Consider the following 24,533-nt stretch of genomic DNA (forward strand, 5'->3'; position numbering starts at 1 on the left):
CTCGTGGAGAGTGGGCCCCGAAAAGGAGGACGCCATGGCCGTACTGCAGCAGGAGCTGACCCTGGGCGAGGCTGCCGACCAGCTTGCTCGGGCACTGCCTGGCCACCGCGTGGAGATTCTCCAGGGGAGGCTCACTGTGACACCGCCGCCGGACGGTTCGCACGCACTGTCGTTGACGAAGCTCGGCAGGGCTTTCGATCGGGCAGGGATCGTCGAGGCAGGGCACGAATACGTGCAAGGCATCGGACTGTGGCTGCCGACGTTGCCCGAGGACTTCGCGATCCCTGACTTCTCCATCGTCGACGAGGACTTCCGCGACGCTCATGTCAGGAAGAACTACTACGCCCCGAACGTCTTCCGCATGGTCGTGGAGGTGACGTCCTCGAACTGGTCCGACGACCTCGGACCCAAGGTCGAGTGCTACGCCCAGGCCGACATCCCCGTCTACCTCATCGCCGACCGCAAACACGACGAGGTCCTCCTCTACGCCGACCCGGCCGACGGCAAGTACCCCGACCCCCAGCGCTTCAAGCGAGGTCAGACCGTCCCGGTGCCCGAGTCCGTCGGCGTCAGCCTCGGACTCTCCGTCGACACCCTCCTCGACGGTGACGACTGACCGAACCGTGCCGCGTACTCCGTGAGCCCTGAGGCCGTGTCGCCCGCCCAGCCGACGTAGCCGTCCGGGCGGACCAGGAACACCCCCGGGCCGTACGACTCGGGGGCGGCCGGGAGCGCCCGTACCCCCGGGACGGGCACCGCCGCGCCGAGCAGCGTCCAGTGCGGCCCACGGAAGGCGTCGAAGAGGCGTACGCCGTTCACCGTGCCGTCGGGGGCGCGGTCGCCCGCGCGGATCGGGCCAGGGGCCGGACGAGTCTCCTCCGACAGCGACGACTCCCGATAGCCCAGGCCCAGTTGCCGGGTCGCCTCGCCGCGCCGGGTCTCGCCGCGGTGGACGCTCGTCGACAGGCCGAGCATGTCGGCGGCCACCCGGCGCCGTTCCTCCTCGTACGTGTCCAACAGGGCCGCCTCCGCCCCGTCCCGCAGCACCGCCCCCAGCTTCCAGCCCAGGTTGTAGGCGTCCTGCACGCTGGTGTTGAGGCCCTGCCCACCGGCCGGCGAGTGCACGTGCGCCGCGTCCCCGGCGAGGAACACCCGGCCCGCACGGAAGCGGTCGGCCAACGCCGCCCGCGGGCGGAAGTCCGAGGCCCAGCGCACCTGCGTCACGTCCTCGGGCGCGAGGTGGGAACGGGCGGCGACGACCTCGCGGATGCTGCCGAGGGAGACATCCACGACCGTACCCTCCGGGAACTGGGCCACCACCTGGAAGTCCTCCGTACCCGCCAGCGGACAGATCGCCAGGAAGCCGCCCGCCTCCCCGCCCGGCGGGAAGACGTGCCAGTTGTCGCGGTCCAGACCCGCGATCCGTACGTCCGCCACCAGCATCGGACTCGGGTCCACCGTCTCGCCGGTCATCGCGATGCTGAGTGACCGCCGCACCACCGAGCGGCCACCGTCGGCCGCGACCAGGTACCGGGCGCGGACCGGCTCCCCGGCGACGAAACGCGCCGTCACACCGTCCTCGTCGTCCTCGTCCTGCTCCACCCCCACCACCTCCCGCCCGAACGCCACCTTTCCGCCCAGCTCCTCCAGCCGCGCCAGCAGGATCTGCTGGGTCCGCCACTGCGGCACCATCCACGGCTCCGTGTACGGCGAGTCCTCCGTCGCCTCGGCCGGGTCGAACATCCGGTGCTCGCCCACGCGCCTGCCGTCCTGCCAGATCATCCCGACCGGATAGCTTCCGCCGGCCGCGCGGATCGCCTCCAGCACGCCGAGGTCGTCGAAGACCTCCATGGTGCGCGGCTGGATCCCCTTGCCGCGCGAGCCGGGGAACAGCCCGTCCGCCCGCTCCACGACGAGCGCGTCCACCCCGCGCCGGGCCAGATCGATGCCGAGCACCAGGCCCGTCGGCCCCGCGCCCACGATCAGCACATCCACGTCCATACGCCCACTCCCCTTAACGCTGTTAAGTCACCTCGCTCACGAGCCTGCCCTTAACGCCGTTAAGCTGTCAAGCGTGAGTACCGAACGACGCGCCCCGCTCGACCGCCGACGAGTCGCGGACACGGCGCTGAAGCTGCTGAACGAGGTGGGTCTGGAGGGCCTGACCCTGCGGGCCATCGCCAAGGAACTGGACGTGAAGGCACCGGCCCTGTACTGGCACTTCAAGGACAAGCAGGCGCTGCTCGACGAGATGGCCACCGAGATGTACCGGCGGATGGTCGCCGGGACGCCCCTCGGCCCGGACGACTCCTGGCGGGAGCGGTTGCTGAAGGCCAACCGGGGACTGCGCTCGGCGCTGCTCGGTTACCGCGACGGCGCGAAGGTGTTCAGCGGCTCACGCTTCACCGGCCTGGAGCACGCCGAGCAGATGGAGGACACCCTGCGCCTGTTCACGGCCGCCGGTTTCACGCTCGCCCAAGCGGTCCGGGCGACCTCGACGACGTATCTGTTCACCCTCGGCTTCGTCACCGAGGAGCAGGGCGTGCAGCCACTGCCCGGCGAACGCCGCGAAGGCTATGACGTCGAGGAACGCGCCCGCCTGATGGCCGACTTCCCGCTGTCGGCCGCGGCGGGCGCGGAGATCTTCGATGACTACGACCGGCACTTCGAGGAGGGGCTGGCGCTGGTCGTCGCGGGGATCGGGATGCGGTACGGGATCCCCTGACCGGGAAAAGCCCTAGGCGCGGCTCGCGCGGGCCCGTCGTACTGCCCTGGTGACGAGCGGGGGCAGCAGGTCGACGGCGAGGCGGCGGGCTCGGGAGCGGGGCGGGCGGGGGGACTGCTGCGGGGCCTTCTCCTGCCGGGGGGACGGGACCGCCGGAAGCCTCGGCTCCGTGTAGTGCCGGGAGTACGGGAACGGCGGCGGCTTCATGCCCTTGGACCGGGCGCGGACCAGCCGGTGCCCGGCGGCCCACTGCACGCTCAGCCCGCAGTCCGTGCGCTCCCTCAGCATGGCGAGCAGTTCCTCCTGGAGCGGCTCGGGGTCGCCCCAGGTGCCGTACAGCTTCTGGGTGCTCAGGCACACCGGCCGCAGCCCGCCGCTCAGCACGGCCTCCCAGGTGGCGACGGAGACGCCGGGGGTGTGCTCGGAGCGGAAGTCGTCGAGGACGACGATGCCCTCGGGCAGCAGGATGTCCCGGGCCGCCACGATGTCGGCCGCGACGTGCTCGTACAGGTGCGAGGCGTCGATGTGAACGAAGCGGCAGGTGCCGGGCGCGACCTCCTGGGTGATCACGGAGCTGGGCCCCTGGATCACCGTCGGCAGGGCGTCGTGGAAGGAGAGGTAGTTGCGCTCGAAGGCCTGCCGGGTGAGCGAGGCGTACGACTTCGTCGACTCGGCCTGGTTCGCCTCGTCCGGCGCGTCGCTCTCGAACAGATCGCACACCGTGAACTTCTCGTCGTCCCGCAGGTGGTGGCCCAGCAGGATCGCGCTCTTGCCCATGTAGGCGCCCAGTTCCAGCAGGTCGCCACGTATGCCGTTCGTCCTCTGCCGTTCGAGGAACCAGGTGAACAGGACCTGGTCCAGCGGCGGGAACCAGCCTTTGACGTCTTTCAGCTCGCCGGGGTACTGGTCGGCGGATTGTGCCTGTGCAGTTGCCATGAGGCGAGCCTGCTCACTGGGAGCGGGAAAAACTGTCCCGCGGCTGAACGTCCCGTGGAGGCTCAGTGCTCGCGGGAGAGCAGTGCGCGCAGCCGTGGGGTGAGCGGCTTCTCGACGTAACGATTCAGCAGCCAGGCCAGCAACAGCATCGACGCGACCGTCAGAGCGAAGGTCTCGGCCGACGGCAGGTTCAGGCCGCGGTGCAGGGCGTGGATCACCACCCAGCCGAGGTGCTCGTGGACCAGGTAGAAGGGGTACGTCAGCGCGCCCGCCACCGTCAGCCAGCGCCAGTTGGCCCAGCTCAGCCAGCCCAGCGCGATCGCGGCGACGGCCACGAAGCCGAACGTCACCACGAGCATGATCCCGAAGGAGGAGCGGTAGGAGAATCCGCCCGCGTCCGGGGCGTGCCACAGGCTCTGCACCGCGTAGTGCTGCCCGATCAGCCAGCTCACCGCCACGATGCCCCACGCGTAGGCGTCCCGCCGGTCGCGGTGGACGAGGTAGAGGCCGATGCCGCCGATGAAGAACGGGGCGTACTCGGGCATCAGGACGACGTCGAGCAGCGGTTCGTTCGCGCTCTGCGCGATCACCACCGCCAGCGTCCAGCAGGCGCAGAACATGATCACCCGGCGCCGGCTCGCCCCCGGCAGCACCACGCACAGGGCGAACAGCGCGTAGAAGCGGATCTCCGCCCACAGCGTCCAGCACACCCCCAGCACCCGGTCCACGCCCAGCGGCATCTGCAGCATGGTCATGTTCACCAGCGCGTCGCTCGGCGACACCGCCTCGTAGGCGACCATCGGCAGCGCGAACACCGCCGTCACGAGCACGACCGCCACCCAGTAGGCGGGCAGCAGCCGGGAGGCGCGGGAGGCGAAGAACGACTTCAGGGGCCGCCCCCAGCCGCTCATGCAGATCACGAACCCGCTGATCACGAAGAAGACCTGGACGCCCAGGCAGCCGTAGGCGAAGAAGGTGTGCAGCGTGGGGAACTGCCGCCCCGGCGAGCTGCCCCAGGCCTCGGTGACCTCACCGCCGCGACCGCCGTAGTGGTACGCCGCCACCATCAGCGCGGCCACCAGCCGCAGCCCGTCCAGGGCGCGCAGCCGGCTCTCCCGGCGCGGCCGTACCGGCTCCGGCCCCGGGGGCAGGTCGGGCACGTCGGCCACCGGGCGGACGGTCATGCTGGTCACGAGATCCCCCCGACGGGTGATGCGGATGTGCCTGTGGGTTCCCCAGCACGCTAGCCCGCTTCTCAGGCAGGCCCTGGTCGGGCGGCCAACGATTCGTCACGCGGTTCCGACGAGTTCACCTCGATGTCGTTTTGGTTTCCTAATTTTCTCGACATCCCCCCACCGTGCAGGAAACGCAACCAACGCTGATGCAAATACAGCCTTGAATTTGGCCAAACCAGGAGTGCCATGACGAGGGTCCAGAACAGACGTGCACGTGTGCGTGGAGGGGGGCTGGACGACTGCCTGCGCGCCTGCGCAGTACACAGTGGCAAACTCGTCGGCAGCGTCGACCGTCGCCGCACCGAGCTCGCCGAGCAGCTGAGGAAGCTGCTGGTCGTATGGGGCACCCACCACACCGCCGCCCCCGCACCCGCCCCGGCCGGTGCCACCGCCCTCCTCAAACGGGCCGTGAAGGGCGCGGCGACCCCCGCCGCGGCGATCTCCAACGAACTGCTCGACGCGCTGCTCGCCGTCGCCAACAAGGCGCTGGAGTGCGGCTACGACGACGAACTGAACCTCGCTCTCGTCATCAGCGACACCGTCCTCGCCGAGCGGAAGAACTCCCGCGCCGGCTGGCGGCTGCGCGCCCGGCTCCTCGAAGCCCTCGGTGACGAGACGGAGGCCGTGGACGCGTACGAGCGCTACCTCGCGCTCACCGACGACGACGGCTTCGGCGTCCGCGCCCGCGTCGCGGGCCTGCGCATCGCCGCCGAGAAGGAACGGGAGCTGCACGCCCTGCTGCGACGGCAGTGCCCGCGCGCCGAGGAGTTCACCCGCGGTCCCGCCACCGACGTCTGGGCCGAGGGCCTCGCCGCGCACGCCGTCGGTGACTGGGCGGAGGCCGAGCCCCGGCTCGTGGGAGCGCTCCTGCGGCTCGCCGCCGACGAAGCCCCGGTCGCCGACCGGCAGGAACTGCTCAGCCAGTACCTCGACCTGCGCACCGCCGTCCCCGGCGCCGACCTGCCCGCGCTCACCGAGGCCCTCGCCCTCTACGCCGAGCAGCGCCGCAGCCGGATGCGCGGCCCCGTCGCCGACCCGACGATCGGCGGCGTGCAGTGGATCAGCCTCGGCGAGTTCCGCAACCAGATCGCCGGCAAGTCGGTCTGCCTGATCGCCAACTCCGGCCGGGTCGGCGCGAGTTCGATGGGGGCCGAGATCGACGCCTACGACCTGGTCGTGCGCTTCAACTCGTACCGCATCGACCCGAAGCACACCGGCAGCCGCACGGACATCCACGCCACCATCCACAAGCACGGCTTCAACTGGGACCAGCAGGTCACCACCCGGCTGGTCTTCGGCGGAATCTCCGGCGACTGGAAGTGGTCGCTGCGCACCCGCCTCGTCCCCGGCGCCCAGACGTACCTCGGCGACGAGTCGCTGCGCTGGCCCGTCCGCAACATCGGCAGGCTCGGCGCCGACGCCTGGTCGGGCATCCCCACCACCGGCTTCAACATGCTGTGGCTGCTGGACTTCCTGGACGTCAGCCCGACCCTCGACCTGATCGGCTTCGACTTCTACGAGTCCGGCGCCTACCGCGTGCAGGAAGCGATGAAGATGCCCATCACGTCCGTGCACGAATACACCAGCGAGAAGGAATGGGTCATGCAGCGGGCCCAGCGCGTGACCGACATGAGGATCTCCCTGCGATGACCATCACCTCTCCCGCCGAGGCCCCGGCGCCCGCCCCCTCGGCGCACGCCCTCACCGGCAAGCGGCGCATCGCCTTCGCGTCCTACGTCGACGAGAACTACCTGCCCGGCTTCCTCGTCCTGCTGCGCAGCCTCGCCCTGTCCAACCCGGGCGTGTGCGAGGACTTCGTCGTCCTCTACGACGACCTGCGCCCCGGCTCCATCGCCCGGATCCGCGCCCTGCACCCGCGCATCGTGCTGCGCCGCGTCAACGACACGCACTACGACTCGTACCAGAAGGGCGACCAGGACAACTACCTGGTCCGCAAGGCGTACTTCATCCTCGACGTCTTCCGGCTGCGCGAGTACGACACGGTCATCACCCTCGACACCGACATGGTCGTCCTCGGCGACCTGGGCGAGCTCCTCAAGCTGCGCGAGGGGCTGGCGGCCGTCCCGCAGTTCTTCTACGGACAGCACAAGCTCAACTCCGGGCTGCTCGTCATCCAGCGCGAGTACCTGTCGGACGCGTTCTGCGCCAAGCTCGACGCCACCGGACGCAGCGGCGACTACGAACTCGACAAGCACGACCAGGGCATCCTCAACGCCGTCCTCGACGGCGACTTCATCCGCCTCGATGCGCGCTACAACTTCGTCAAGCGACGCCTGTCCGGCGACCTGCCCGTCCCCGACGACACCGCGATCCTCCACTTCACCGGCCGGCACAAGCCGTGGCAGGGCGGCGAGGCCGGCTACAGCCAGGCGGAGGAGGTCTGGCGGTCGTACGACCTGTCCGACGCCGACTTCCACGCCGCCTACCTGGAACGGCCCGGCGGCCTCCACCACGACCTGCTCGTGCACTACGGCACCCCGCACGTGAAGCGCACCGGGAACGTGGAGTGCGCCCGCAAGGTGGCCGCCGCGCACATCGCGGCCGGCGACTACCAGGACGCCGTCGACATCCTCAGCAGTGTCCGCATCCCGCTGGACGAGGCCTGGCCGCACGAGGTGCTCGGGCACGCCCTGATGAGCGTCTCCCGCTACGAGGAGGCCAAGGCGCAGCTGCTGATGGCCACCGCCGCCCCCAACCGGGCCGCCACCGCCTACGCCCGCCTCGCCCAGATGGCCTGGGTGCACGGCGACCACACCGAGGCGCTGAAGTACGCCACGGCCGGCATCTCCGTCGACCCCACCCACCGCTCAAGCCGACTGTGGGCGCAGCGCGCCGCCGCCATACCGGCCCAGGAACAGGGCGCCGCCGACCAGCAGCTCGCCCACGTCGCCTTCTACATGGACCGGCAGGGCAACGCGGGCGACAAACTGCTCCCGGAGACCGTGCGGCTGTCCTTCGGCCCCGACACCACCTCCCGCCGCTGGCACTCCGTCCACGCCCACCGCCTGTTCGACAAGGCCGCCCTGGACCGCGTCAACGCCCGGCGCGGCCTGGTCATCGGCGGTGGCGGGCTGTTCATCCCGGACACCATGCCCAACGGCAACAGCGCCTGGCAGTGGAACGTGCCCGACGAACACCTGGCCGGCATCGACGTGCCGATCGCCGTCTTCGCGGTCGGCTTCAACGCCTTCGACGGCCAGTCGTACCGGGCCGAGCGCTTCCGCTCGTCACTGCGTCTGCTGGTGGAGAAGTCCGCCTTCTTCGGGCTGCGCAACCACGGCTCGATCGAGAAGGTGCGCGCCATGCTGCCCGCCCGCCTGCACGACAAGGTGCGCTTCCAGCCGTGCCCCACCACGGTCAGCCGCCAGCTCGTGCCGGGCTGGCGGGACCCGCTCCACCGCGACGACACCATCCTGATCAACGCCGCCTACGACCGGGCCGGTCTGCGTTTCGGCCACGACTACGGCTACTTCCTGGCCCAGATGGCCCAGGCCGTCCGCGACCTCGGCGAGCTCGCCGAGGTGCGGTGTGTGGCGCACTCGCTCGACGACGAGAAGATCGCCTTCGACCTGCGCCGTGAGCACGGCATCTCGATGCCCGTCATCCCGATGTACGACTTCGAGAACGACGAGATCCGCGACCTGTACGCCCGCACCAAGCTGGTGATCGGCATGCGCGGCCACGCCGGGATGATCCCCTTCGGCGTCGGCACACCCATCATCAGCCTGATCTCGCACCCGAAGATGGCGTACTTCCTGCGGGACATCGACCGGCCCGAGTGGGGCGTGTCCGTGCACGACCGCCACCTGGCCGCCCGGCTCGTGGAACGCGCCCGGGACCTGCTCGCCGACCACGCGGCGACCGTCGCCGACGTGCACGGCCGGCAGCAGGAGCTGTGGAAGGTCACCGAGGCCAACGCCGCCGACCTGCGCATCATCCTGGGCGGCTGAGCCGTGCCGACCGCCCTGGCCGACGCGCCCGCCACGGCCGGGCCCAGCGTCCGCCGGTCACCCCTGTGGTGGCCGGTGGTCGCCCTGCCCGCCGCGGCGGCCGTGGTGTACACCGTGGCCACGCGGCGGCTCACCGGCGACCTGCACTACGTCCTCGCCGCCCTGCGCAGCGGCAGGGCGGCCGGCTACTCCCCGTCCGAGGTCTTCACCCACCGGCCGTTCTTCTACCGCTGGTTCATCGCGATCCTCGACCGCCTCACCTCCTTCGGCGATACGACGACGCGCGAGACCCTGATGGCCGCGGCGGGCGTGCTGCTCGCCGCCGCGGCCGCCTGCGCCCTGTACGCGACGCTGCTGCGCCGGGTCACCGGCCGCGAGGCGGCCCTCACCGCGGGCTCGGTCGGCCTCGCCCTCGCGCTGGCCCCCCGCAACGACTTCCTCCAGCCGGAGTGGGCGGCGGCGGTGCTGACGGTGTTCGCGATCGCCGCGGCACTGGGCCCACCGCGTCCGTGGCCGGCGGCCCTGCTCGCCGCCCTGCCCCTCGGCCTCGCGGTGATGATGAAGTACTCCACCGCAGCCACGGCCGCGATCGGGGTGCTGCTCGTGTACGCCGTGGACCGGGGCCGGGCGCTGAGGGTCACCCTTGTCGCGGTCCCCACGGCATTGGCCCTGTTCGGGCTGAGCCTGCTCGCCGGGTCCCACGAGTGGCAGTGGACCGAGGACATGCCGCAGATCAACCAGTCGGCCCTCAGCCGCACCGGCATCCGCCCGTCCTTCGTCCTCGAACGCTCGGTGGACTTCCTGGCCGACCGGGCCGTGGTCAGCCCGGTGCTGCTGCTCCTGCCGGGCGCGCTGCTGCTGGTCCTGACCCGTTCGCAGGGCCGGGCCCGCCGCACCGAACTGCTTGTGCTGACCCTGGTCATCGGCCTCGCCGCCCAGGCGGTCGTGATCGTGCAGGGCAACTGGTTCCTGTACCACGGCGCCCAGATGCCGGTGCTGGCCGCGGCGGTGTGGGGGCTGGCGGTCGGGGGCGCCCGTCGCTCGCCCCCGTGGTGCTTCGGCGCGGTGTCACTGCTGTACGGGGCGCTGCCGGTGCTGTACGCGCAGGCGCCGACCGAGCTGCAACGCCCCGGCGTGGCCGGGACGCTGGCCCTTCTCGCCATGTTCGCGGCGGCGGTGGACACGTTCCGTGCGCGGAGCCGGCGCCGCCCGGCACGCGCGGTGTGGCTGCTCGCCCTGACCGGCGTGGTCTGCCTGGCCGCTAGCAGCTGGCCCGGCGCCCCGCACCTGGTGCAGTACGGCAAGGTCAGAATGACCAGCGCCGAGTACCTGGCCGAGATGCGGCGCACCGAGGCGGAGGCGGACCGGCTGCGCGCCGAGATGCCGGCGGACGCGCCCGTCCTCTACCTCGCCTTCGGCGACACGACGTACTACGTCGACCACCCGGCCCGCTGCCGCTACCCGATCGCCACGTTCCTCCAGCGCACCCGCTACCTCCCCGACGTCGCCCAGTTGCCCTCCTTCCGTGAGAACGCCGGCTGCGTCGACCACACCCCGGCGCCCTACGCGGTCCTGGACCGCACCTGGTTCCGCCCCGGCAAGATCGACCCGGCCCTCTGGCGCCGGATCACCGCCGTGTACGACTGCCCACCCGCGAGCACCGGCACCAAGACGGTGCTGTGCGTACGGCGCGACTGAGGGGGTGTTGCCCACCCACCCGTCTCGGTCGGCCAGGAGGCGACCGACCAGGGCCCGCCGGGGCTTTGGGGCGGAGTCCCAAGGGCGGTCACCGCCTGGTCGGCCGAGGCGGGCGGCCGGTGCCCGGATCAGCGCAGCCCCAGTGCGGCCGTCACCTTCCTCGCCAGGGCCACCGAGTAGCTCTGCCCCCGGTCCTGCGGATAGATCTGGGCCATCGTCGCCAGCGTGACCCGGCTCATCGGCGTGTCGTGGGGCGGGATCAGGGAGCGGTACTCCGGCGTCACCACCGGCTGTGCGAAGCCGGCCTTCGAGAAGTGCCAGTTCTTGATCCAGGACTCGTCGAAGGCGGGATTGATCCGCCGCAGGTACGGGAGGAACGCCGTCAGCAGCTCGGCCGGCTCGGTCGTGAACCGCCAGTCGTCGCGCTCCACGTAGTTGCCCACGTAGACGATGTGCCGGCCGCCGTACACGGACGGGTCGATCATCTTCGTGTGCTCGACCACCGCGAGGAACGGGAAGTCCGGCTCGTTGATGTTGAGCCAGTAGTACGGGATCACGCTGCGGTCCAGCTCCAGCACGAAGCAGGTCGCCCCCAGGTACTGGTTCTTCCAGACCGTGTCGTCGGCCGGCAGCCCGGCCGCCCTGGCGAAGGCGGGCTGCGGAGTGGTGACGATCAGCTGGTCGAACTCGTACACCGAGCCGTCGGCGCAGCGCACCGACGCCAGCTCGTCCTGCCGTATGGACTGAACCGCCTTGCCGAACTCCACCTTGCCGCCCCGCTCCTCCACACCGTCCCGCAGCGCCGCGTACACCCGCTCGAACCCGCCGTCCACATAGCCGAGTTCGAACGTACGGCAGTGGATACGGGCCCACAGCCACGCCATCGACACCCGCTCCGCCCGGTCGCCGAACTTGCCGCGCAGCAGCGGCTCCCAGATCGCCGCCGTCGCCCTGCGGCCCGCCCACCGGCGCAACCAGGCCAAGGCCGTACGGTCGTTGAACCGCTCCCCGCCCCGCACCGCCTTCAGCACCGCCGACGACCCGGCGAACCGCACCGCGTCCAGCGGGGAGAACTCCGGGAAGCGCAGCATGTCGAGCGGAGTGGTGAAGTCGATCAGCTGCCCGCCGCGGAAGATGCCCGTCGTCGGCTTGTGGAAGCGCAGCGCGTCCCCGAGCCCCAGCTCCCCGATCAGGGCGATCATGTCCCGGTCGCTGCGGAAGATGTGGTGGTAGTAGCGCTCCAGCGGCACGCCGCCCACCTCCAGCGAGGAGGCCAGCCCGCCCAGTTCGCCGGCCGCCTCCAGCACGGTGACCCGGTGGCCGGCGCGTACGGCGTCCCAGGCGGCGGTCAGCCCGGTGGCGCCCGCGCCGATGATGCCGAGGTTCATGCGAAGCTCCACTTTCTGTTGAGCACGAACTGGAGCGCCAGAACCAGCGGCAGCGAACCCGCCTTGACGAGGTCGGCGTCGATCCCCAGTGAGTCGGTGAAGACGAGGAAGAGCAGGTTCGTCAGGGCGATCCCGGTCAGCCCGACGGCGTAGAAGCGCAGGAAGCGCAGGACGATCCGGTCGCGCCGCTCGAAGGTGAACAGCGCGTTGAGGACGAAGTTGTTGGTGATGCCGAGCGTGGTGCTGACGGCGTTGGCGATCTGCTCGTCCAGGCCCGCCGAGTTGTGCAGCAGCAGGAAGAGCAGCAGGTCGAGCGCGACGCCGCTGCCGCCGATCAGGGTGTAGCGCAGCAGCTGCCGCAGGGTTCCCCGGGCCGGGACGGTCCCGGCCGGGGTCTCAGTCGTCGTCATGGGACCGCTCCCGCTGGTCCGCGCCGATCACCTCGCGCACGAGGTACAGCGGACGCCCCTGCGCCTCGCTGTAGATGCGCCCGATGTACGCGCCGATGACCCCCAGGGACAGCATCTGGGTGCCGCCCAGGAACAGCACCACGACCATCAGCATCGTCCAGCCGGAGACGGTGATGTCGGGCCGGAAGAACTTCATGAACAGCGCGTAGAGGATGCCGAGCAGCGACAGCACGAGCACCCCGAAGCCCAGCCGCGTGATCATCTTCAGCGGGGCGGTGGAGAAGCTGGTCACCCCGTCGACGGCCAGGCGGGCCATCTTGCGCAGCGGGTACTTCGTCTGGCCGGCGAAGCGCTCGTCCCGGTCGAAGGCCACCTCCCTCTGGCGGTAGCCCATGGAGGCGACGATGCCGCGCACGAAGCGGCTGCGCTCGCGGTACTTGCGCAGCTCGTCGGCGACCCGTCGGTCGAGGAGCCGGAAGTCCCCGGTGTCCAGCGGGATGTCCACGTCCGTGGAGGCGCGCAGGACGCGGTAGTACAGGTGGGCGGTGGCCCGTTTGAACGCGGTGTCCCGCCGGCTGCGGCGGCGCGCGTGCACGATCTCGGCGCCCTCCAGCCAGGCGTCCACCAGCTCCAGGCTGACCCGCGGCGGGTCCTGCAGGTCGGTGTCCATGACGATCACCGCGTCGCCGCGGGCCAGGTCCAGGCCCGCGGTGATGGCGATCTGGTGCCCGAAGTTGCGGGCGAAGTCGACCACCCGGACCCGCCCGTCGTGCTCCGCGAGGTCCTTGAGGAGGGCGAGCGAGCCGTCGGAGGAGCCGTCGTTGACGTAGATCAGCTCGAAGTCGAGCTCCGCACGGCCGGCGAGCGCGGCCGTCAGCTCGGCGTGGAACGCCGCGATGCCGTCCTGCTCGTTGTAGACGGGCAGCACGTACGAGACCAGTGCCCGCCGGGCCGGCTCCACCGGCGCGAGGGCCAGGGGAGCCGGCGCGGACGGGCGGATGTCCTGCTGCGTCATCTGCGCCCGCCCGCCGAGTCGTCGAACGGGCCGGGCGTGAAAGCTGTTTGTACCATTCGGGGAAGCTATGGAGACTTTGTTAACCCCGCCCGAACACTCCGCTGCGGAAGCAGGTCTTCCCCGTTGCGCTTCACTTCCTGCGCACGGCGCGCTTGAGATTGCGTGCCTTGCGCGCCATCCGGCGCACGGCCGCGTTGCGCGGCAGGAACGACAGCTGGGCCGGCACCCCGCCCGGCAGCCCCAGTGATGTCAGCCGCTTCTTCTTGAAGTACCGCCAGGTGTGCTCGTCCAGCCGGTCCGTCAGGTACTGCTCGGCCTCGGCCCGCAGCTCCGGCAGGATCTTCGGCTGCATCGCGTACCCGACCACCCGTACCAGCTCGGCGAGCGCGTCGGTGTCCATGCTCGGGCGCTGCTCGTGCACGGCCGCGCGGTCGGTCAGCTCGGGCAGCAGCGCGTCGACGATGGTGACGGGGACGCGGTTGCTGTTCTCGTACGGCGTCAGCCGGTCCAGCAGCGTGTCGGTGCCGACCCGGGCGACCGGCAGGCCGTACAGCGCGGACGCGGTGAGCAGGCCGGTGGAGAAGCAGCCGACGACCAGCTCCGGACGCATCCGCTGGTACAGCACCTCGGCCAGGACCGGGGTGTCCAGGACGGTGAGGTCGACGCCGAGCCGGTCGGCCTCCTGCTCCAGGGTGCGGGTGAAACGGGCCGGGGCCGAGGGGTGCGGCTTGAACACCACGCGGGTGTGACCCAGGTTGACGGCGCCCTTCAGCATCCGCACATGCAGGTTCTCCTCCTGCTCGGCGGAGAGGATGTTCAGCGCGGACAGGTACTGGCCGAGCAGCAGCGCGGGCTCCTCGGATTCCTTGGCGTACGGCAGATCGGCGCCGGTGTCGACCAGTTCGGCGAGCACCTTGGTGAACGCGGCCGTCGGCACGACCTCCGGCTCCACACCGAACTCGGTCAGCAGCAGCGGCCTGAGCCCCGGCACCAGGTCCAGGTGGAGCAGCCGCTCGATGCGCGTGCCGACCAGCGGGTCGATCTTGTTGCGGGTGGGGCCGTAGCTCATCAGGCCGTCCGCGTAGACCGTGACGGGCGCCTCGGGGAAGATCTGCGCCACACCCAGCGCCGGGTGCACCTGGATCGACTCCACGGCGAGTGCCACGTCGTCGTCGCCGAGCCGCCAGGCCAGCCGCAAGTACCGTTCCCACATGGGCACGTCGTCCATGCGCGGCGACCAACCGCCCGGATGGAAGGGGAAGATGGCCTCGTTCCACGACACGACGTCGTCGAACCGCCCCCGCAGATGCTCGAACCCGGGCATCTCGTTCACGGCCGGGGCCGTCTCCGGATTCGTCGCGTTGTTGGAGACCAGCAGGATCCGCCGGTCGGCGGGGGCGAAGCAGCCGGCGTCGAGGGCGGCGGCGAGCGTGGCGGTGCCGTACAGCGTCGACGCCATGAAGATCTGCGTGGTCACGCCGCCACCTCCGTCGCCGGAACCGGACGGCGGCGCAGCCGGCGCAGCCGCGTGGCGCGCTCGGCGTCCATCGAGTCGAGCACCTCGTCGAGCGCGTCCTGCGGCATGCGCCGCAGCGCGGCGGTGCTCATCGACTTCAGTTTTCTGGCCACGGTCGGCTCGAACCTTTCGATGGAGCCAAGATGGTGGGAAATGATGGCGCAATAGGTGCGCATGGCCTTCGGCAGCAGATTCTTCGCGTCCGGATCCTCGGCGGTTTCCTGGATGACCTGGTCGAACGCGCGAATGAAATCGAGTTGCCGGGCGTCCCCGATCTGCGTCAGCGACGAGGACACTCCGCGCCGGTAGAACACACCGAGCAGTCCGGTCACCGCGAAGGATTCCGCCTCCCGGTGCAGCTTCCAGATCCACGGCCGGTCCTCGGCCGTGCGCAGCCCGTCGGTGAAGTGCAGCAGGCCGCGGTCGACCAGCCGGCGGTGGTAGATGCCCGCCCAGGCGTAGGCGTAGTCGACGGAGGTGGTCCGGTGGGCGGGCAGGATGGCCTCGCGCGGGTTCAGCACCGTGTTGCGCCGGCCGTACGGCACCCGGTGCACGGAGCGGGCCCGCGCGGTGCACTGCACATGGTCGGTGCGTACGAAGTCGCAGCCCAGTTCCTCGATCCTGGCGACCAACTGGGCGTAGTAGCCGGGGGCGAGCCAGTCGTCACCGTCCAGGAACGTGAGGTACTCGCCGCGTGCCCGGTCGATGCCGGTGTTGCGGGCGGTCGCCAGGCCGCCGTTCTGCTCGTGTCTGACCAGCACCGCCCCCGGCAGCTCGCGCTCCGCGCGCGCGAGGATGTCCGGGGTCCCGTCGGTCGAGCAGTCGTCGACGAGAATGAATTCGAAGTCCTCACGCGCGTTCGCGCGCAGACTCCTCAGGGCATCGGGGACGTATTGCTGCACGTTGTAGAACGGCACGATGACGGAGAGCTTGAGCACACACCTGACGCTAGGCGGAACCCCGGCCTTCGTCTTTACCTGTGATTTGACGCCGGGTGAACGAGATGTGGCGGGGCCGTGAAGCGGACGCTTTTGTGGACGCCGGACGGCCTGATTCGCCATTCGGCGATGTGCTGTTAACCGTTTGTTGCATTCGGGTTGGGCGGAACCTAGAAATGGCTTCCTAGCGTCTTCGGTGTGCCAGCAAGTGCAACGAAGTCACGGCGGATCGCCGTCCTCGCGGATTCCGACACCCGGTGGAAATGGGGCGCGCTCACCGCGAACCGTATTGCCCCGGATGATTCGGACATCCACCTGGACGGATATCTCCTGCGTGGCCGTGCGACTCCCACCCCCCGTCAGCTTCAGGAAGTCGGCGTCCAGGCGGACTCCCTCCGCGAGGTGACCGCGGTCGAGTTCCTGCGGACGATGGGCGAGGAGCCGTACGACATCCTGGTCCTCGCCCTGGTCGGCGGCGGAGTGCAGGCGATGCTGCACGGCCTCAAGCGCGTCTGGGAGGACCGCACCTCGCGGCCCGTCGTCGTCACCGGCTACGTCGGCGTCGTCTACGAGAAGCTCGCCGACGGCCTGCTGCTGCGGCACGGCGCCGACCTCGTCCTCGCCAACTCCCGCCAGGACGCGGACCGTTTCCGCGCCGTGTACGAGGGGGTCGGCACCGACGCCTCGTCGGTGACCGAGGTCGCGCTGCCGTTCCTCGGCGGTGCCGCCTACACCGGCGAGCACGACCCCTACACCGTGGTCTTCGCCGCCCAGCCCTCCGTGCCGGAGAACCGCAGGGACCGTACGTACCTGCTGAACCGGCTGGTCCAGCACGCCCGCCGGCACCCCCAGCGCGAGGTGCTGCTGAAGCTGCGCTCCAAGCCGGGCGAACACACCACGCACATCGAGGAGCTGCCCTACCAGAAGCTGGCGCAGAAGCAGGACCTGCCGCCCAACTTCCGCCTGGTGTACGGCCACATGGGCGAGGTGCTCGACCGCACCGACCTGCTGGTCACCATCAGCTCCACCGCCGCCCTGGAGTCGCTGCACCGGCGCATCCCGACGGTCGTCCTCACCGACCTCGGCGTGCGCGAGGCGCTCGGCAACCACCACTTCGTCGGCTCCGGCTGCCTCGCCTCCTGGGACCAGCTCGACGCCGGACACCGCCCGGTGCCCGACGAGGAGTGGGTCGCCCGGCAGGGCGTCGTGGCGGACGGCAGCTACGAGCGGGCCTTCGACGCGGCGCGCGAACGCATCGCCAAGCTGCTGGACCGCCCCGGCGGACTGCCGCCCCTGACCCCGTACTACACGCCCGCCACCGCCCCCGGCTACCTGCCCGGCATCCTCGCCCGCCACCACCTCGGCCCGGACGGCACCCCGCTGCCCGGCGCGCCCGCCGCCGACAAGGAGCCCGGACCGGTCCGGCAGGTCGTGCGCCGGGCGGCGCGCGGCGCCTACCGGCACGGCGTGCAGCGCGTGGCGCCCGTCATCCGGCGGATGGGGGAGCTGTGAGCCGCCCCGAGACACCTGCCCAAGGAGTAGACCCCATGTCCCACCCGGAAGCGGGCCGAGGCGCTGCGGTGCGCCGGGTGCTCGCGGTGATCCCCGCGCGCGGCGGCTCCAAGGGCGTGCCCGCGAAGAACCTCGCCCCTGTCGGCGGTGTGCCGCTGGTCGCCCGCGCGGTGCGCGAGTGCCGGGCCGCGCGGCTCGTCACGGACGTCGTCGTCTCCACCGACGACCAGGCCATCGCCGCCGCCGCCCGCGAGGCCGGCGCCGAGGTGGTGCTGCGGCCCGCCACCATCGCCGGGGACACCGCGACCTCCGAGGCGGCCGTGCTGCACGCCATGGACGCGCACGAGGCCCGCCACGGGGCGGTGGTCGACGTGGTGCTGCTCGTTCAGTGCACCAGCCCCTTCATCGTCCGCGAGGACGTGGACGGCGTCGCCGCCGCCCTCGTGGAGAACGGGGCGGACACGGCGGTGACCGTGGCGCCGTTCCACGGCTTCATCTGGCGGGATGCCGACGACGAGGTCAACTCCGAAGAGACGACCGGCGGTTACGGCGTCAACCACGACAAGTCCTTCCGCCCGCGCCGCCAGGACCGCCCCCAGGACCTGCTGGAGACCGGCGCCGCCTACGCCATGGACGCGGCGGGCTTCCGAAAGCACCAGCACCGCTTCTTCGGCCACACCGAGCTGGTGCGCACCGACCCGGCGCGCGTCCTGGAGATCGACGACCCGCACGACCTCGCACGGGCCCGCGCGCTGGCGCCGCTCTTCGACGCGGACCGGCCCGGAGCCCTCCCGACCGCCGACGACATCGACGCGGTCGTACTCGACTTCGACGGCACCCAGACCGATGACCGGGTGCTGGTCGACTCCGACGGACGGGAGTTCGTCTCCGTGCACCGCGGGGACGGTCTCGGCATCGCGGCGCTCCGCAGGAGCGGCCTGAAGATGCTGATCCTGTCCACGGAACAGAACCCTGTGGTCGCCGCCCGGGCCCGGAAGCTCAAGCTCCCGGTGCTGCACGGCATCGACCGCAAGGACCTCGCGCTGAAGCAGTGGTGCGAGGAGCAGGGCATCGCGCCGGAGCGCGTGCTCTACGTCGGCAACGACGTCAATGACCTCCCGTGCTTCGCCCTCGTCGGCTGGCCCGTGGCGGTCGCGAGCGCCCACGACGTCGTACGCGGCGCCGCACGCGCGGTCACCACCGTCCCCGGTGGCGACGGCGCGATCCGAGAGATCGCCAGCTGGATCCTCGGCCCCTCTCTCGATTCCCTCACCAGGTAAGGACATCCCCTGTCATGAGCACCAACTCCCGCATCCGCACGCTCGGTCCCCGCGAGGCCGGCCCCGGCCGCCCCGTCTACATCACCGGCGAGATCGGCATCAACCACAACGGCGACATCGAGAACGCCTTCAAGCTGATCGACGCCGCCGCCGAGGCCGGCTGCGACGCCGTCAAGTTCCAGAAGCGCACGCCCGAGATCTGCACCCCGCGCGACCAGTGGGACATCGAGCGCGACACGCCCTGGGGCCGGATGACGTACATCGACTACCGCCACCGCGTGGAGTTCGGCGAGGAGGAGTACGCCCAGATCGACGCCTACTGCAAGAAGAAGGGCATCGCCTGGTTCGCCTCCCCGTGGGACACCGAGGCCGTCGCCTTCCTGGAGAAGTTCGACGTACCCGCCCACAAGGTCGCCTCGGCCTCCCTCACGGACGACGAGCTGCTGCGCGCCCTGCGCGCCACGGGCCGCACGATCATCCTCTCCACCGGCATGTCCACCCCCAAGCAGATCCGCCACGCGGTCGAGGTCCTGGGCAGCGAGAACATCCTGCTCTGCCACGCCACCTCGACCTACCCGGCGAAGGCCGAGGAGCTCAACCTGCGGGTCATCAACACCCTGGAGCGGGAGTACCCGAACGTCCCGATCGGCTACTCCGGCCACGAGACGGGCCTGCAGACCACCCTGGCCGCCGTCGCGCTGGGCGCCTGCTTCGTCGAGCGCCACATCACCCTCGACCGCGCCATGTGGGGCTCCGACCAGGCCGCGTCCGTGGAGCCGCAGGGCCTCACGCGCCTGGTCCGCGACATCCGCACCATCGAGTCCTCCCTCGGTGACGGCGTCAAGAAGGTCTACGAGTCCGAGCTGGCCCCGATGAAGAAGCTGCGCCGCGTCACCGGTGTGGTCGCCGAGGCGGAGATCGCCGCGGCGGCGGGCGAGCCGGTCGCGGTCTGACAGCCCTGAACGCCTTACACGTCCATACCCCTGACGACGGGACGGTCGTACGCCGATGAGCCCCCGCGCCGGGTCAGCCGGCCCCCACACACTCGCGTTCGTCGAGAGTCCGGTACAGCTGCTGAACGTGCTGGAGTGGGCGCATGCGCGCGAGCATGCGCTGGGCGCGGGGCTCACGCTCGTGGTGCTGTCCCCGATCGATCCGATGACCCGCGGCCAGCTGCGCCGCATGTCGGAACTGGCCCGCGAGGAGGGCCACGAGGTCCGCTGGGAGGAGGCGCGGGGCGGCCCGGCGGCCCCGTTCCAGACCGTCGGCGGCCTCACCCCGCTCCTGCGCCGGGCCCGCCGGGTGGTGATGGGCGACCCCTTCTCGCGCTACGTCCAGCTGTTGCTGACCATCACCCGGGCCCGTGACCTGGTCGTCGTCGACGACGGCACGGCGACGATGGAGTTCGTCGCCCAGCTGGCCCGCGGTGAGCGGCTCGTGCGGTGGCACCGCAAGGGCGGCCGCCCGGGCCCGCGTGACCTGGTCTTCGCTCCCGTGTCGTCCTCGGCGCGCCGGCGTCTGACGCCGAGCGGACGGCGGACGGTGGAGATCTTCTCCTCCATGCCGATGGAGGAGACACCGGCGGGCGTGACGGTGACCGCGAACACCTTCGCCTGGACCCGCGCCCGCTTCGGCCCGCCCCGCATCACCAAGGGCGCCGACATGGTCGGTACGTCACTGGTGGAGACGGGCGTGGTCGACGGCGACCGCTATCTGGAGGCCGTCCGCGCCCTGGCCAAGGCCCACGGGGCGACCCGCTACTTCGCCCACCGGCGGGAGAGCCCGGAGAAGCTCCACCGGCTGGCGGTGGAGACGGGACTGGAGATCGTCCGCCCGGACCTTCCGCTGGAGCTGATCGCCCGCCGCGGCCCCATCGGCCGTACGGTGCTGAGCTTCCCGTCGACGGTCGTGCACACGTTGCCCCTCGCGCTCGCCGGTACTCAGGTGCGGGTGGCGGTGTGCGACATCGACCCCGCCTGGCTGACGGAGAACGCCTCGCCGCGGGCGCAGGGGTTCCTGTCGGGGGTGACGGGGACGGCACGCGATGTGCACCGGTTGTCGGCGGTCAGCGCGGTGTAGCCGTCACGCCGGCGGCCGGCGGGCCAGAACGAAGGCACGGGGGCGCTTCTCCTCCTCGTCGGGCTCGCGCAGGAACCGGGCCACGGGCTGGAGACCGGACTCGGTCAGGCGCGCGGCCACGGTGTCCGGGGTGCGCCAGTAGTAGTCGAGGCAGATGTCCTGGCCGAAGCGCTCCCTGAGGTGCAGGTGGCCGTCCTCGTCGCCGGACTGGAAGGCGAGCAGTACGTGGCCGCCGGGCGCGAGGACGCGGTGGAACTCGGCGAAGACGGCGGACAGGTGATCGTCCGGTACGTGGATGATCGAGTACAGGGCGCTGATCCCGCCGAGCGTCTCGTCCGGAAGGTCAAGGGACGTCATCGAACCCACGTGGAACCGCAGGTGCGGATGCGTCCGGCGGGCCAGCGCCACCATGCGGGGCGAGAGGTCGATCCCGAAGACCGGCAGGCCGAGGTCATGGAGCCGGGCGGTGATGTGGCCGGGTCCGCTGCCGACATCGGCGACCGGCGCGCTGCCCTGCGCCCGTACCAGCTCGGCGAAGGCGGTGACGAGGGCACGGTCCAGAGGGCGGCCGGCCAGCCAGTCGCCGCAGAAGTCGGTGAAGGGCTCCGCCATGGCGTCGTAGGAGGCTCGGGTGGCGTCCACGAAGCCGGCGGCCGGGGTGGCGTGGGGGTTGGTCACGCAGGCGCACCCTACCGGCGGTGCCGTGGGGCCGTCCGCCGGTTCGGCGCTAACCTGGGGTTTTCCCGGCACCGGCCGCGTGGGTCGGGCGGGGCGTGGTATCCGTCTGAGGAGGATGGGTGCCGGAGTGTGGCCGAGATCACTTTTCGATGTCACTCTCCGTGGATTCCATGATCCACTCGGCTCAAGAGGCGCGAGTTTACCCATCGCAGTCGTCAGCCATGCATCGAGCGGCCAGGTTTTCTTCCCCTGAGGGGCTGAACTTTTGTTGATCGAGGGTCAACCTGCCGCCCGGGCGTCCTACCCTTCAGAGGGTGAAGCAACTGATGTCTCCAGAGTCCGAGGCCGACCTTCCCGGTGAAACCGTGCTTCCCGGCGCGCTCCCCGAGCCGCTGCGTGCCGAACTCGTCGCGTTCCGGCGTGACTTGCACATGCACCCCGAGCTCGGCAACCAGGAGTTCCGTACGACCGCCGCGATCAAGGAACGGCTCGAAAGGGCCGGCCTCAAGCCGCGCGTACTCCCCCTCGGAACCGGGCTCGTCTGTGACATCGGCGTCGAGGGAGGGGAATGGGACGGGGGCCCCACCATGCTCGCCCTGCGGGCCGACATCGACGCGCTGCCCATCCCCGACACGAAGAGTGACTGCTCGTACCGGTCGACCGTGCCCGATCGGGCGCATGCGTGCGGGCACGACGTGCACACGACGGTGGTGCTGGGGGCCGGGCTCGTCCTCGCCGAGCTGTACAAGCAGGGGCTGCTGGCCCGGCCCGTACGGCTGATCTTCCAGCCCGCGGAGGAGGTGCTGCCCGGCGGCGCCGCCGACGCCATCGAGTGCGGAGTGCTCAAGGGCGTGCGGCGGATCCTCGCGGTGCACTGTGATCCGCGGGTGGACGCCGGGCGGATCGGACTGCGGGAAGGGCCCATCACCTCGGCGTGCGACCGGCTGGAGATCGCGCTCGACGGCCCGGGCGGGCACACCGCGCGGCCTCATCTGACCACCGACCTCGTCACGGCGGTCGCCCGGGTCGTCACCGATGTGCCCGCGCTGGTCGCGCGGCGGTTCGACAGCCGCAGCGGGCTCGCCGTGACCTGGGGACGGATCGAGTCGGGGCACGCCCCGAACGTCATTCCGCAGCACGCCGAGCTGGCGGGCACCGTGCGCTGCCTCTCGCTGGAGGCGTGGCGGCAGGCGCCCGACATCGTGGTCGCGGCGATCGACGAGGTCGCCAACCTGCACCGGGCCAAGTCCGAGATCAACTACGTGCGCGGGGTGCCTCCGGTGGTGAACGAGCCGGTGACCACCGAGCTGCTGCGGGACGCCATGGTTCAGCGGCGGGGTGTGGACTCCGTCGAGAGCACCGAGCAGAGCCTGGGCGGGGAGGACTTCTCCTGGTACCTGGAGCAGGTGCCCGGTGCGATGGCCCGGCTCGGGGTGCGCGCCCCGGGGGACCGGATCGTGCGGGACCTGCACCAGGGGGACTTCGACGCCGACGAGTCCGCGATCAAGGTGGGCGTCGAGCTGTTCACGGCGGCCGCCCTGCTGGACGTGACCGGCTGAGAACGCCGGCTGAAGGGGTGCCCCGGCCGGCACCCCTTCGCCCGCTTGTGTCACCCGGCCGACCGGGATCCGCCCCGTTCCCCTCCCCTTCTGCGCGCGCTACTGTGCGCCGCGATCGCCACTTGAGGCGGCACACCGGGAGCGAGCCGCCTCCCGGTGCCGTGGGAATGAGGGGTGCTCGCAGTGCGTCTGACATCTCGGAGGACCGGATCCTCCCGGGCCGCGGTGACCGTGGCGGTCATCGCGCGCCGATCTGCCCGCGGCGCGGGTCGGTGAACCGGAGCGCCGGCCCCCGCAACGCACCCCGCCCCCGTCGTTCCTTGCCTCCCCGCAAGGGCCGTATCGCTGTCCGTAACGCGGGTACCCCCGGGTGGCCACATCTCGATAACGGACCGGACAGAAGGGTTTTTCCGTCTGGTCTACGCGCGTTACGCTGCCGCGGAACCAGCGCCTGGTAGGGGCGCTTGCACAAAGGAGTCTCGTTCCATGCGCCGGGTGTCCCGTATCGCGGTTGCAGGCGTCGCAACCGCAGCCCTTGCCGTCACCGTGTCCGCCTGCGGCAGCTCCTCCAAGGAGTCCGCCGGCGGCGACAAGAACCTTGGTCTCGCCCTCGCGTACGACGTCGGCGGCAAGGGTGACCAGTCCTTCAACGACGCCGCCACCGCCGGCATGGACAAGGCCGACAAGGAGTTCGGCTACAAGTCCACGGCCGTCGAGCCGCAGGACGGTGAGTCCAACGCGGACAAGGAGCAGCGTCTGGAGACGCTCGCCAGGAAGGGCTACAACCCGGTGATCGGCGTCGGCTACGCCTACGCGCCCGCCGTCAAGGAGGTCGCCGCGAAGTTCCCGAAGGTGACCTTCGGCATCGTCGACGACGAGACCATCAAGGCCGACAACGTCGCCGACCTGGTCTTCCACGAGGAGGAGTCCTCCTACCTCGCCGGTGTCGCCGCCGCCAAGGCCACCAAGAGCAACGTCGTCGGCTTCATCGGCGGTGTGGACATCCCGCTGATCCACAAGTTCGAGGCGGGCTTCAAGCAGGGCGTCGCCGACACCAAGAAGGGCGTCAAGGTCAAGTCCCAGTACCTGACCGAGACGGCGCAGGAGGGCGGCTTCGCCAGCCCCGACAAGGGCGAGAACGCCGCCGAGGGCCAGATAGAGGCCGGCGCGGACGTCGTCTACCACGCGGCCGGTCTGTCCGGCCAGGGCGTCATCAAGTCCGCCGCCTCCCACAAGGTGTGGGCCATCGGCGTCGACTCCGACCAGTACAAGCAGGCGGCGCTGGCCCAGTACAAGAACTACATCCTGACCTCCGCCCTGAAGAACGTCGAGGGCGCGGTCTACGAGCTCGCCAAGTCCGTCAAGGACGGCAAGCCCGCGACCGGCGTGGTCCGCGGCTCCCTCAAGAACGGCGGCGTCGGCCTGTCCGACTCCAACCCGGCCTTCAAGGGCAACGCCGACATCCAGGCGGCCGTGAAGAAGGCCAAGGAGGGCATCGAGAACGGCACCATCAAGGTGAAGACCTCCTGACGTTTTCCGTCGGAGGCATTGGCCACCGGACGCTGCAATGACAGCGTTACGGCCACGGAACGG

General features: G+C 70.8%; 20 protein-coding genes. 11 read left to right on the plus strand and 9 right to left on the minus strand.

Annotation, left to right across the window (positions count from 1 at the left end):
- The first annotated feature begins 34 nt into the window (after positions 1 to 34).
- Positions 35 to 616 (plus strand): Uma2 family endonuclease, encoded by a 582-nt coding sequence (locus tag NW895_RS09765; protein ID WP_289934990.1) that lies wholly within the window; start codon positions 35 to 37, stop codon positions 614 to 616.
- Here NW895_RS09765 and NW895_RS09770 read toward each other — a convergent pair.
- Complete coding sequence (locus NW895_RS09770) at positions 538 to 2,001, minus strand: FAD-dependent oxidoreductase (protein ID WP_289934992.1); 1,464 nt, start codon at positions 1,999 to 2,001, stop codon at positions 538 to 540. The genes NW895_RS09765 and NW895_RS09770 overlap by 79 nt on opposite strands.
- A 73-nt stretch (positions 2,002 to 2,074) precedes the next feature.
- Between NW895_RS09770 and NW895_RS09775 the strand changes: the two genes are divergently transcribed.
- Entirely contained in the window at positions 2,075 to 2,725 is a 651-nt protein-coding gene (locus NW895_RS09775) for a TetR/AcrR family transcriptional regulator C-terminal domain-containing protein (protein WP_289934993.1), read from the plus strand.
- A gap of 12 nt (positions 2,726 to 2,737) precedes the next feature.
- On the opposite strand, the gene NW895_RS09780 is transcribed toward NW895_RS09775, so the two are convergent.
- Positions 2,738 to 3,661, minus strand: coding sequence for a class I SAM-dependent methyltransferase (locus NW895_RS09780; protein WP_289934994.1), 924 nt, complete (start codon positions 3,659 to 3,661; stop codon positions 2,738 to 2,740).
- Between the two features lie 62 nt (positions 3,662 to 3,723).
- Positions 3,724 to 4,845 (minus strand): acyltransferase, encoded by a 1,122-nt coding sequence (locus tag NW895_RS09785; protein ID WP_289935506.1) that lies wholly within the window; start codon positions 4,843 to 4,845, stop codon positions 3,724 to 3,726.
- A gap of 237 nt (positions 4,846 to 5,082) precedes the next feature.
- Between NW895_RS09785 and NW895_RS09790 the strand changes: the two genes are divergently transcribed.
- Genes NW895_RS09790 through NW895_RS09800 form a run of 3 tightly spaced genes read left to right on the plus strand, consistent with a single transcriptional unit; the run spans position 5,083 to position 10,565 of the window.
- A complete protein-coding gene (locus NW895_RS09790) occupies positions 5,083 to 6,546 on the plus strand; it encodes a glycosyltransferase family 29 protein (protein ID WP_354670080.1) in 1,464 nt (487 codons plus the stop codon).
- Positions 6,543 to 8,867: a glycosyltransferase gene (locus NW895_RS09795; RefSeq protein WP_289934996.1), complete on the plus strand. Its 2,325-nt coding sequence runs from the start codon at positions 6,543 to 6,545 to the stop codon at positions 8,865 to 8,867. Before NW895_RS09790 ends, NW895_RS09795 begins: the two co-directional genes overlap by 4 nt.
- Positions 8,868 to 8,870: 3 nt before the next feature.
- Positions 8,871 to 10,565 (plus strand): hypothetical protein, encoded by a 1,695-nt coding sequence (locus NW895_RS09800; RefSeq protein WP_289934997.1) that lies wholly within the window; start codon positions 8,871 to 8,873, stop codon positions 10,563 to 10,565.
- A 128-nt stretch (positions 10,566 to 10,693) separates the two neighbouring features.
- Here the strand turns inward: NW895_RS09800 and NW895_RS09805 are convergent, their stop codons facing one another.
- The 5 genes from NW895_RS09805 to NW895_RS09825 all read right to left on the minus strand — a co-directional run bounded on the left by NW895_RS09805 (position 10,694) and on the right by NW895_RS09825 (position 15,832).
- A complete protein-coding gene (locus tag NW895_RS09805; protein WP_289934998.1) occupies positions 10,694 to 11,953 on the minus strand; it encodes an NAD(P)/FAD-dependent oxidoreductase in 1,260 nt (419 codons plus the stop codon).
- Positions 11,950 to 12,363 (minus strand): GtrA family protein, encoded by a 414-nt coding sequence (locus tag NW895_RS09810; protein ID WP_289934999.1) that lies wholly within the window; start codon positions 12,361 to 12,363, stop codon positions 11,950 to 11,952. Before NW895_RS09810 ends, NW895_RS09805 begins: the two co-directional genes overlap by 4 nt.
- Positions 12,350 to 13,378, minus strand: a complete 1,029-nt coding sequence (locus NW895_RS09815; RefSeq protein ID WP_289935000.1) for a glycosyltransferase family 2 protein — start codon at positions 13,376 to 13,378, stop codon at positions 12,350 to 12,352. The genes NW895_RS09810 and NW895_RS09815 overlap by 14 nt, the downstream gene beginning before the upstream one ends.
- Positions 13,379 to 13,508: 130 nt before the next feature.
- Positions 13,509 to 14,855, minus strand: coding sequence for a polysialyltransferase family glycosyltransferase (locus tag NW895_RS09820; RefSeq protein ID WP_289935001.1), 1,347 nt, complete (start codon positions 14,853 to 14,855; stop codon positions 13,509 to 13,511).
- A complete protein-coding gene (locus tag NW895_RS09825) occupies positions 14,852 to 15,832 on the minus strand; it encodes a glycosyltransferase family 2 protein (RefSeq protein ID WP_289935002.1) in 981 nt (326 codons plus the stop codon). Before NW895_RS09825 ends, NW895_RS09820 begins: the two co-directional genes overlap by 4 nt.
- 198 nt (positions 15,833 to 16,030) lie before the next feature.
- On the opposite strand from NW895_RS09825, the gene NW895_RS09830 reads away from it, so the two are divergent.
- Genes NW895_RS09830 through NW895_RS09845 form a run of 4 tightly spaced genes read left to right on the plus strand, consistent with a single transcriptional unit; the run spans position 16,031 to position 20,703 of the window.
- Positions 16,031 to 17,344 carry a DUF6716 putative glycosyltransferase gene (locus NW895_RS09830; protein WP_289935003.1) on the plus strand — a complete coding sequence of 438 codons (1,314 nt, stop codon included), beginning with the start codon at positions 16,031 to 16,033 and terminating at the stop codon, positions 17,342 to 17,344.
- A gap of 35 nt (positions 17,345 to 17,379) precedes the next feature.
- Positions 17,380 to 18,624, plus strand: a complete 1,245-nt coding sequence (locus NW895_RS09835) for an N-acylneuraminate cytidylyltransferase (RefSeq protein WP_289935004.1) — start codon at positions 17,380 to 17,382, stop codon at positions 18,622 to 18,624.
- Positions 18,625 to 18,638: 14 nt separating this feature from the next.
- On the plus strand, positions 18,639 to 19,577 hold the full coding sequence (locus tag NW895_RS09840) for an N-acetylneuraminate synthase family protein (protein WP_289935005.1): 939 nt from the start codon (positions 18,639 to 18,641) through the stop codon (positions 19,575 to 19,577).
- Positions 19,578 to 19,632: 55 nt separating this feature from the next.
- Positions 19,633 to 20,703, plus strand: coding sequence for a hypothetical protein (locus tag NW895_RS09845; RefSeq protein ID WP_289935006.1), 1,071 nt, complete (start codon positions 19,633 to 19,635; stop codon positions 20,701 to 20,703).
- Between the two features lie 3 nt (positions 20,704 to 20,706).
- Here NW895_RS09845 and NW895_RS09850 read toward each other — a convergent pair whose 3' ends face one another.
- On the minus strand, positions 20,707 to 21,315 hold the full coding sequence (locus NW895_RS09850) for a class I SAM-dependent methyltransferase (RefSeq protein WP_289935507.1): 609 nt from the start codon (positions 21,313 to 21,315) through the stop codon (positions 20,707 to 20,709).
- 392 nt (positions 21,316 to 21,707) lie between these two features.
- Between NW895_RS09850 and NW895_RS09855 the strand changes: the two genes are divergently transcribed.
- The gene (locus NW895_RS09855; RefSeq protein ID WP_289935007.1) at positions 21,708 to 22,940 is read left to right on the plus strand and encodes a M20 family metallopeptidase; all 1,233 of its coding nucleotides are present in this window, start codon (positions 21,708 to 21,710) and stop codon (positions 22,938 to 22,940) included.
- 486 nt (positions 22,941 to 23,426) lie between these two features.
- Entirely contained in the window at positions 23,427 to 24,470 is a 1,044-nt protein-coding gene (locus NW895_RS09860; protein WP_289935008.1) for a BMP family ABC transporter substrate-binding protein, read from the plus strand.
- Positions 24,471 to 24,533: the final 63 nt, after the last annotated feature.

The organism is Streptomyces sp. S.PNR 29, assembly GCF_030386795.1.
Lineage (GTDB): Bacteria > Actinomycetota > Actinomycetes > Streptomycetales > Streptomycetaceae > Streptomyces.

Coding starts and splice junctions, on each gene's coding strand:
- NW895_RS09840 (WP_289935005.1), top strand. CDS start 18,639: ATGAGCACCAACTCCCGCATCCGCACGCTCGGTCCCCGCGAGGCCGGC.
- NW895_RS09845 (WP_289935006.1), top strand. CDS start 19,633: ATGAGCCCCCGCGCCGGGTCAGCCGGCCCCCACACACTCGCGTTCGTC.
- NW895_RS09780 (WP_289934994.1), bottom strand. CDS start 3,661: ATGGCAACTGCACAGGCACAATCCGCCGACCAGTACCCCGGCGAGCTG.
- NW895_RS09770 (WP_289934992.1), bottom strand. CDS start 2,001: ATGGACGTGGATGTGCTGATCGTGGGCGCGGGGCCGACGGGCCTGGTG.
- NW895_RS09805 (WP_289934998.1), bottom strand. CDS start 11,953: ATGAACCTCGGCATCATCGGCGCGGGCGCCACCGGGCTGACCGCCGCC.
- NW895_RS09790 (WP_354670080.1), top strand. CDS start 5,083: ATGACGAGGGTCCAGAACAGACGTGCACGTGTGCGTGGAGGGGGGCTG.
- NW895_RS09855 (WP_289935007.1), top strand. CDS start 21,708: ATGTCTCCAGAGTCCGAGGCCGACCTTCCCGGTGAAACCGTGCTTCCC.
- NW895_RS09815 (WP_289935000.1), bottom strand. CDS start 13,378: ATGACGCAGCAGGACATCCGCCCGTCCGCGCCGGCTCCCCTGGCCCTC.
- NW895_RS09835 (WP_289935004.1), top strand. CDS start 17,380: ATGTCCCACCCGGAAGCGGGCCGAGGCGCTGCGGTGCGCCGGGTGCTC.
- NW895_RS09810 (WP_289934999.1), bottom strand. CDS start 12,363: ATGACGACGACTGAGACCCCGGCCGGGACCGTCCCGGCCCGGGGAACC.
- NW895_RS09785 (WP_289935506.1), bottom strand. CDS start 4,845: ATGACCGTCCGCCCGGTGGCCGACGTGCCCGACCTGCCCCCGGGGCCG.
- NW895_RS09765 (WP_289934990.1), top strand. CDS start 35: ATGGCCGTACTGCAGCAGGAGCTGACCCTGGGCGAGGCTGCCGACCAG.
- NW895_RS09860 (WP_289935008.1), top strand. CDS start 23,427: ATGCGCCGGGTGTCCCGTATCGCGGTTGCAGGCGTCGCAACCGCAGCC.
- NW895_RS09850 (WP_289935507.1), bottom strand. CDS start 21,315: ATGGCGGAGCCCTTCACCGACTTCTGCGGCGACTGGCTGGCCGGCCGC.
- NW895_RS09795 (WP_289934996.1), top strand. CDS start 6,543: ATGACCATCACCTCTCCCGCCGAGGCCCCGGCGCCCGCCCCCTCGGCG.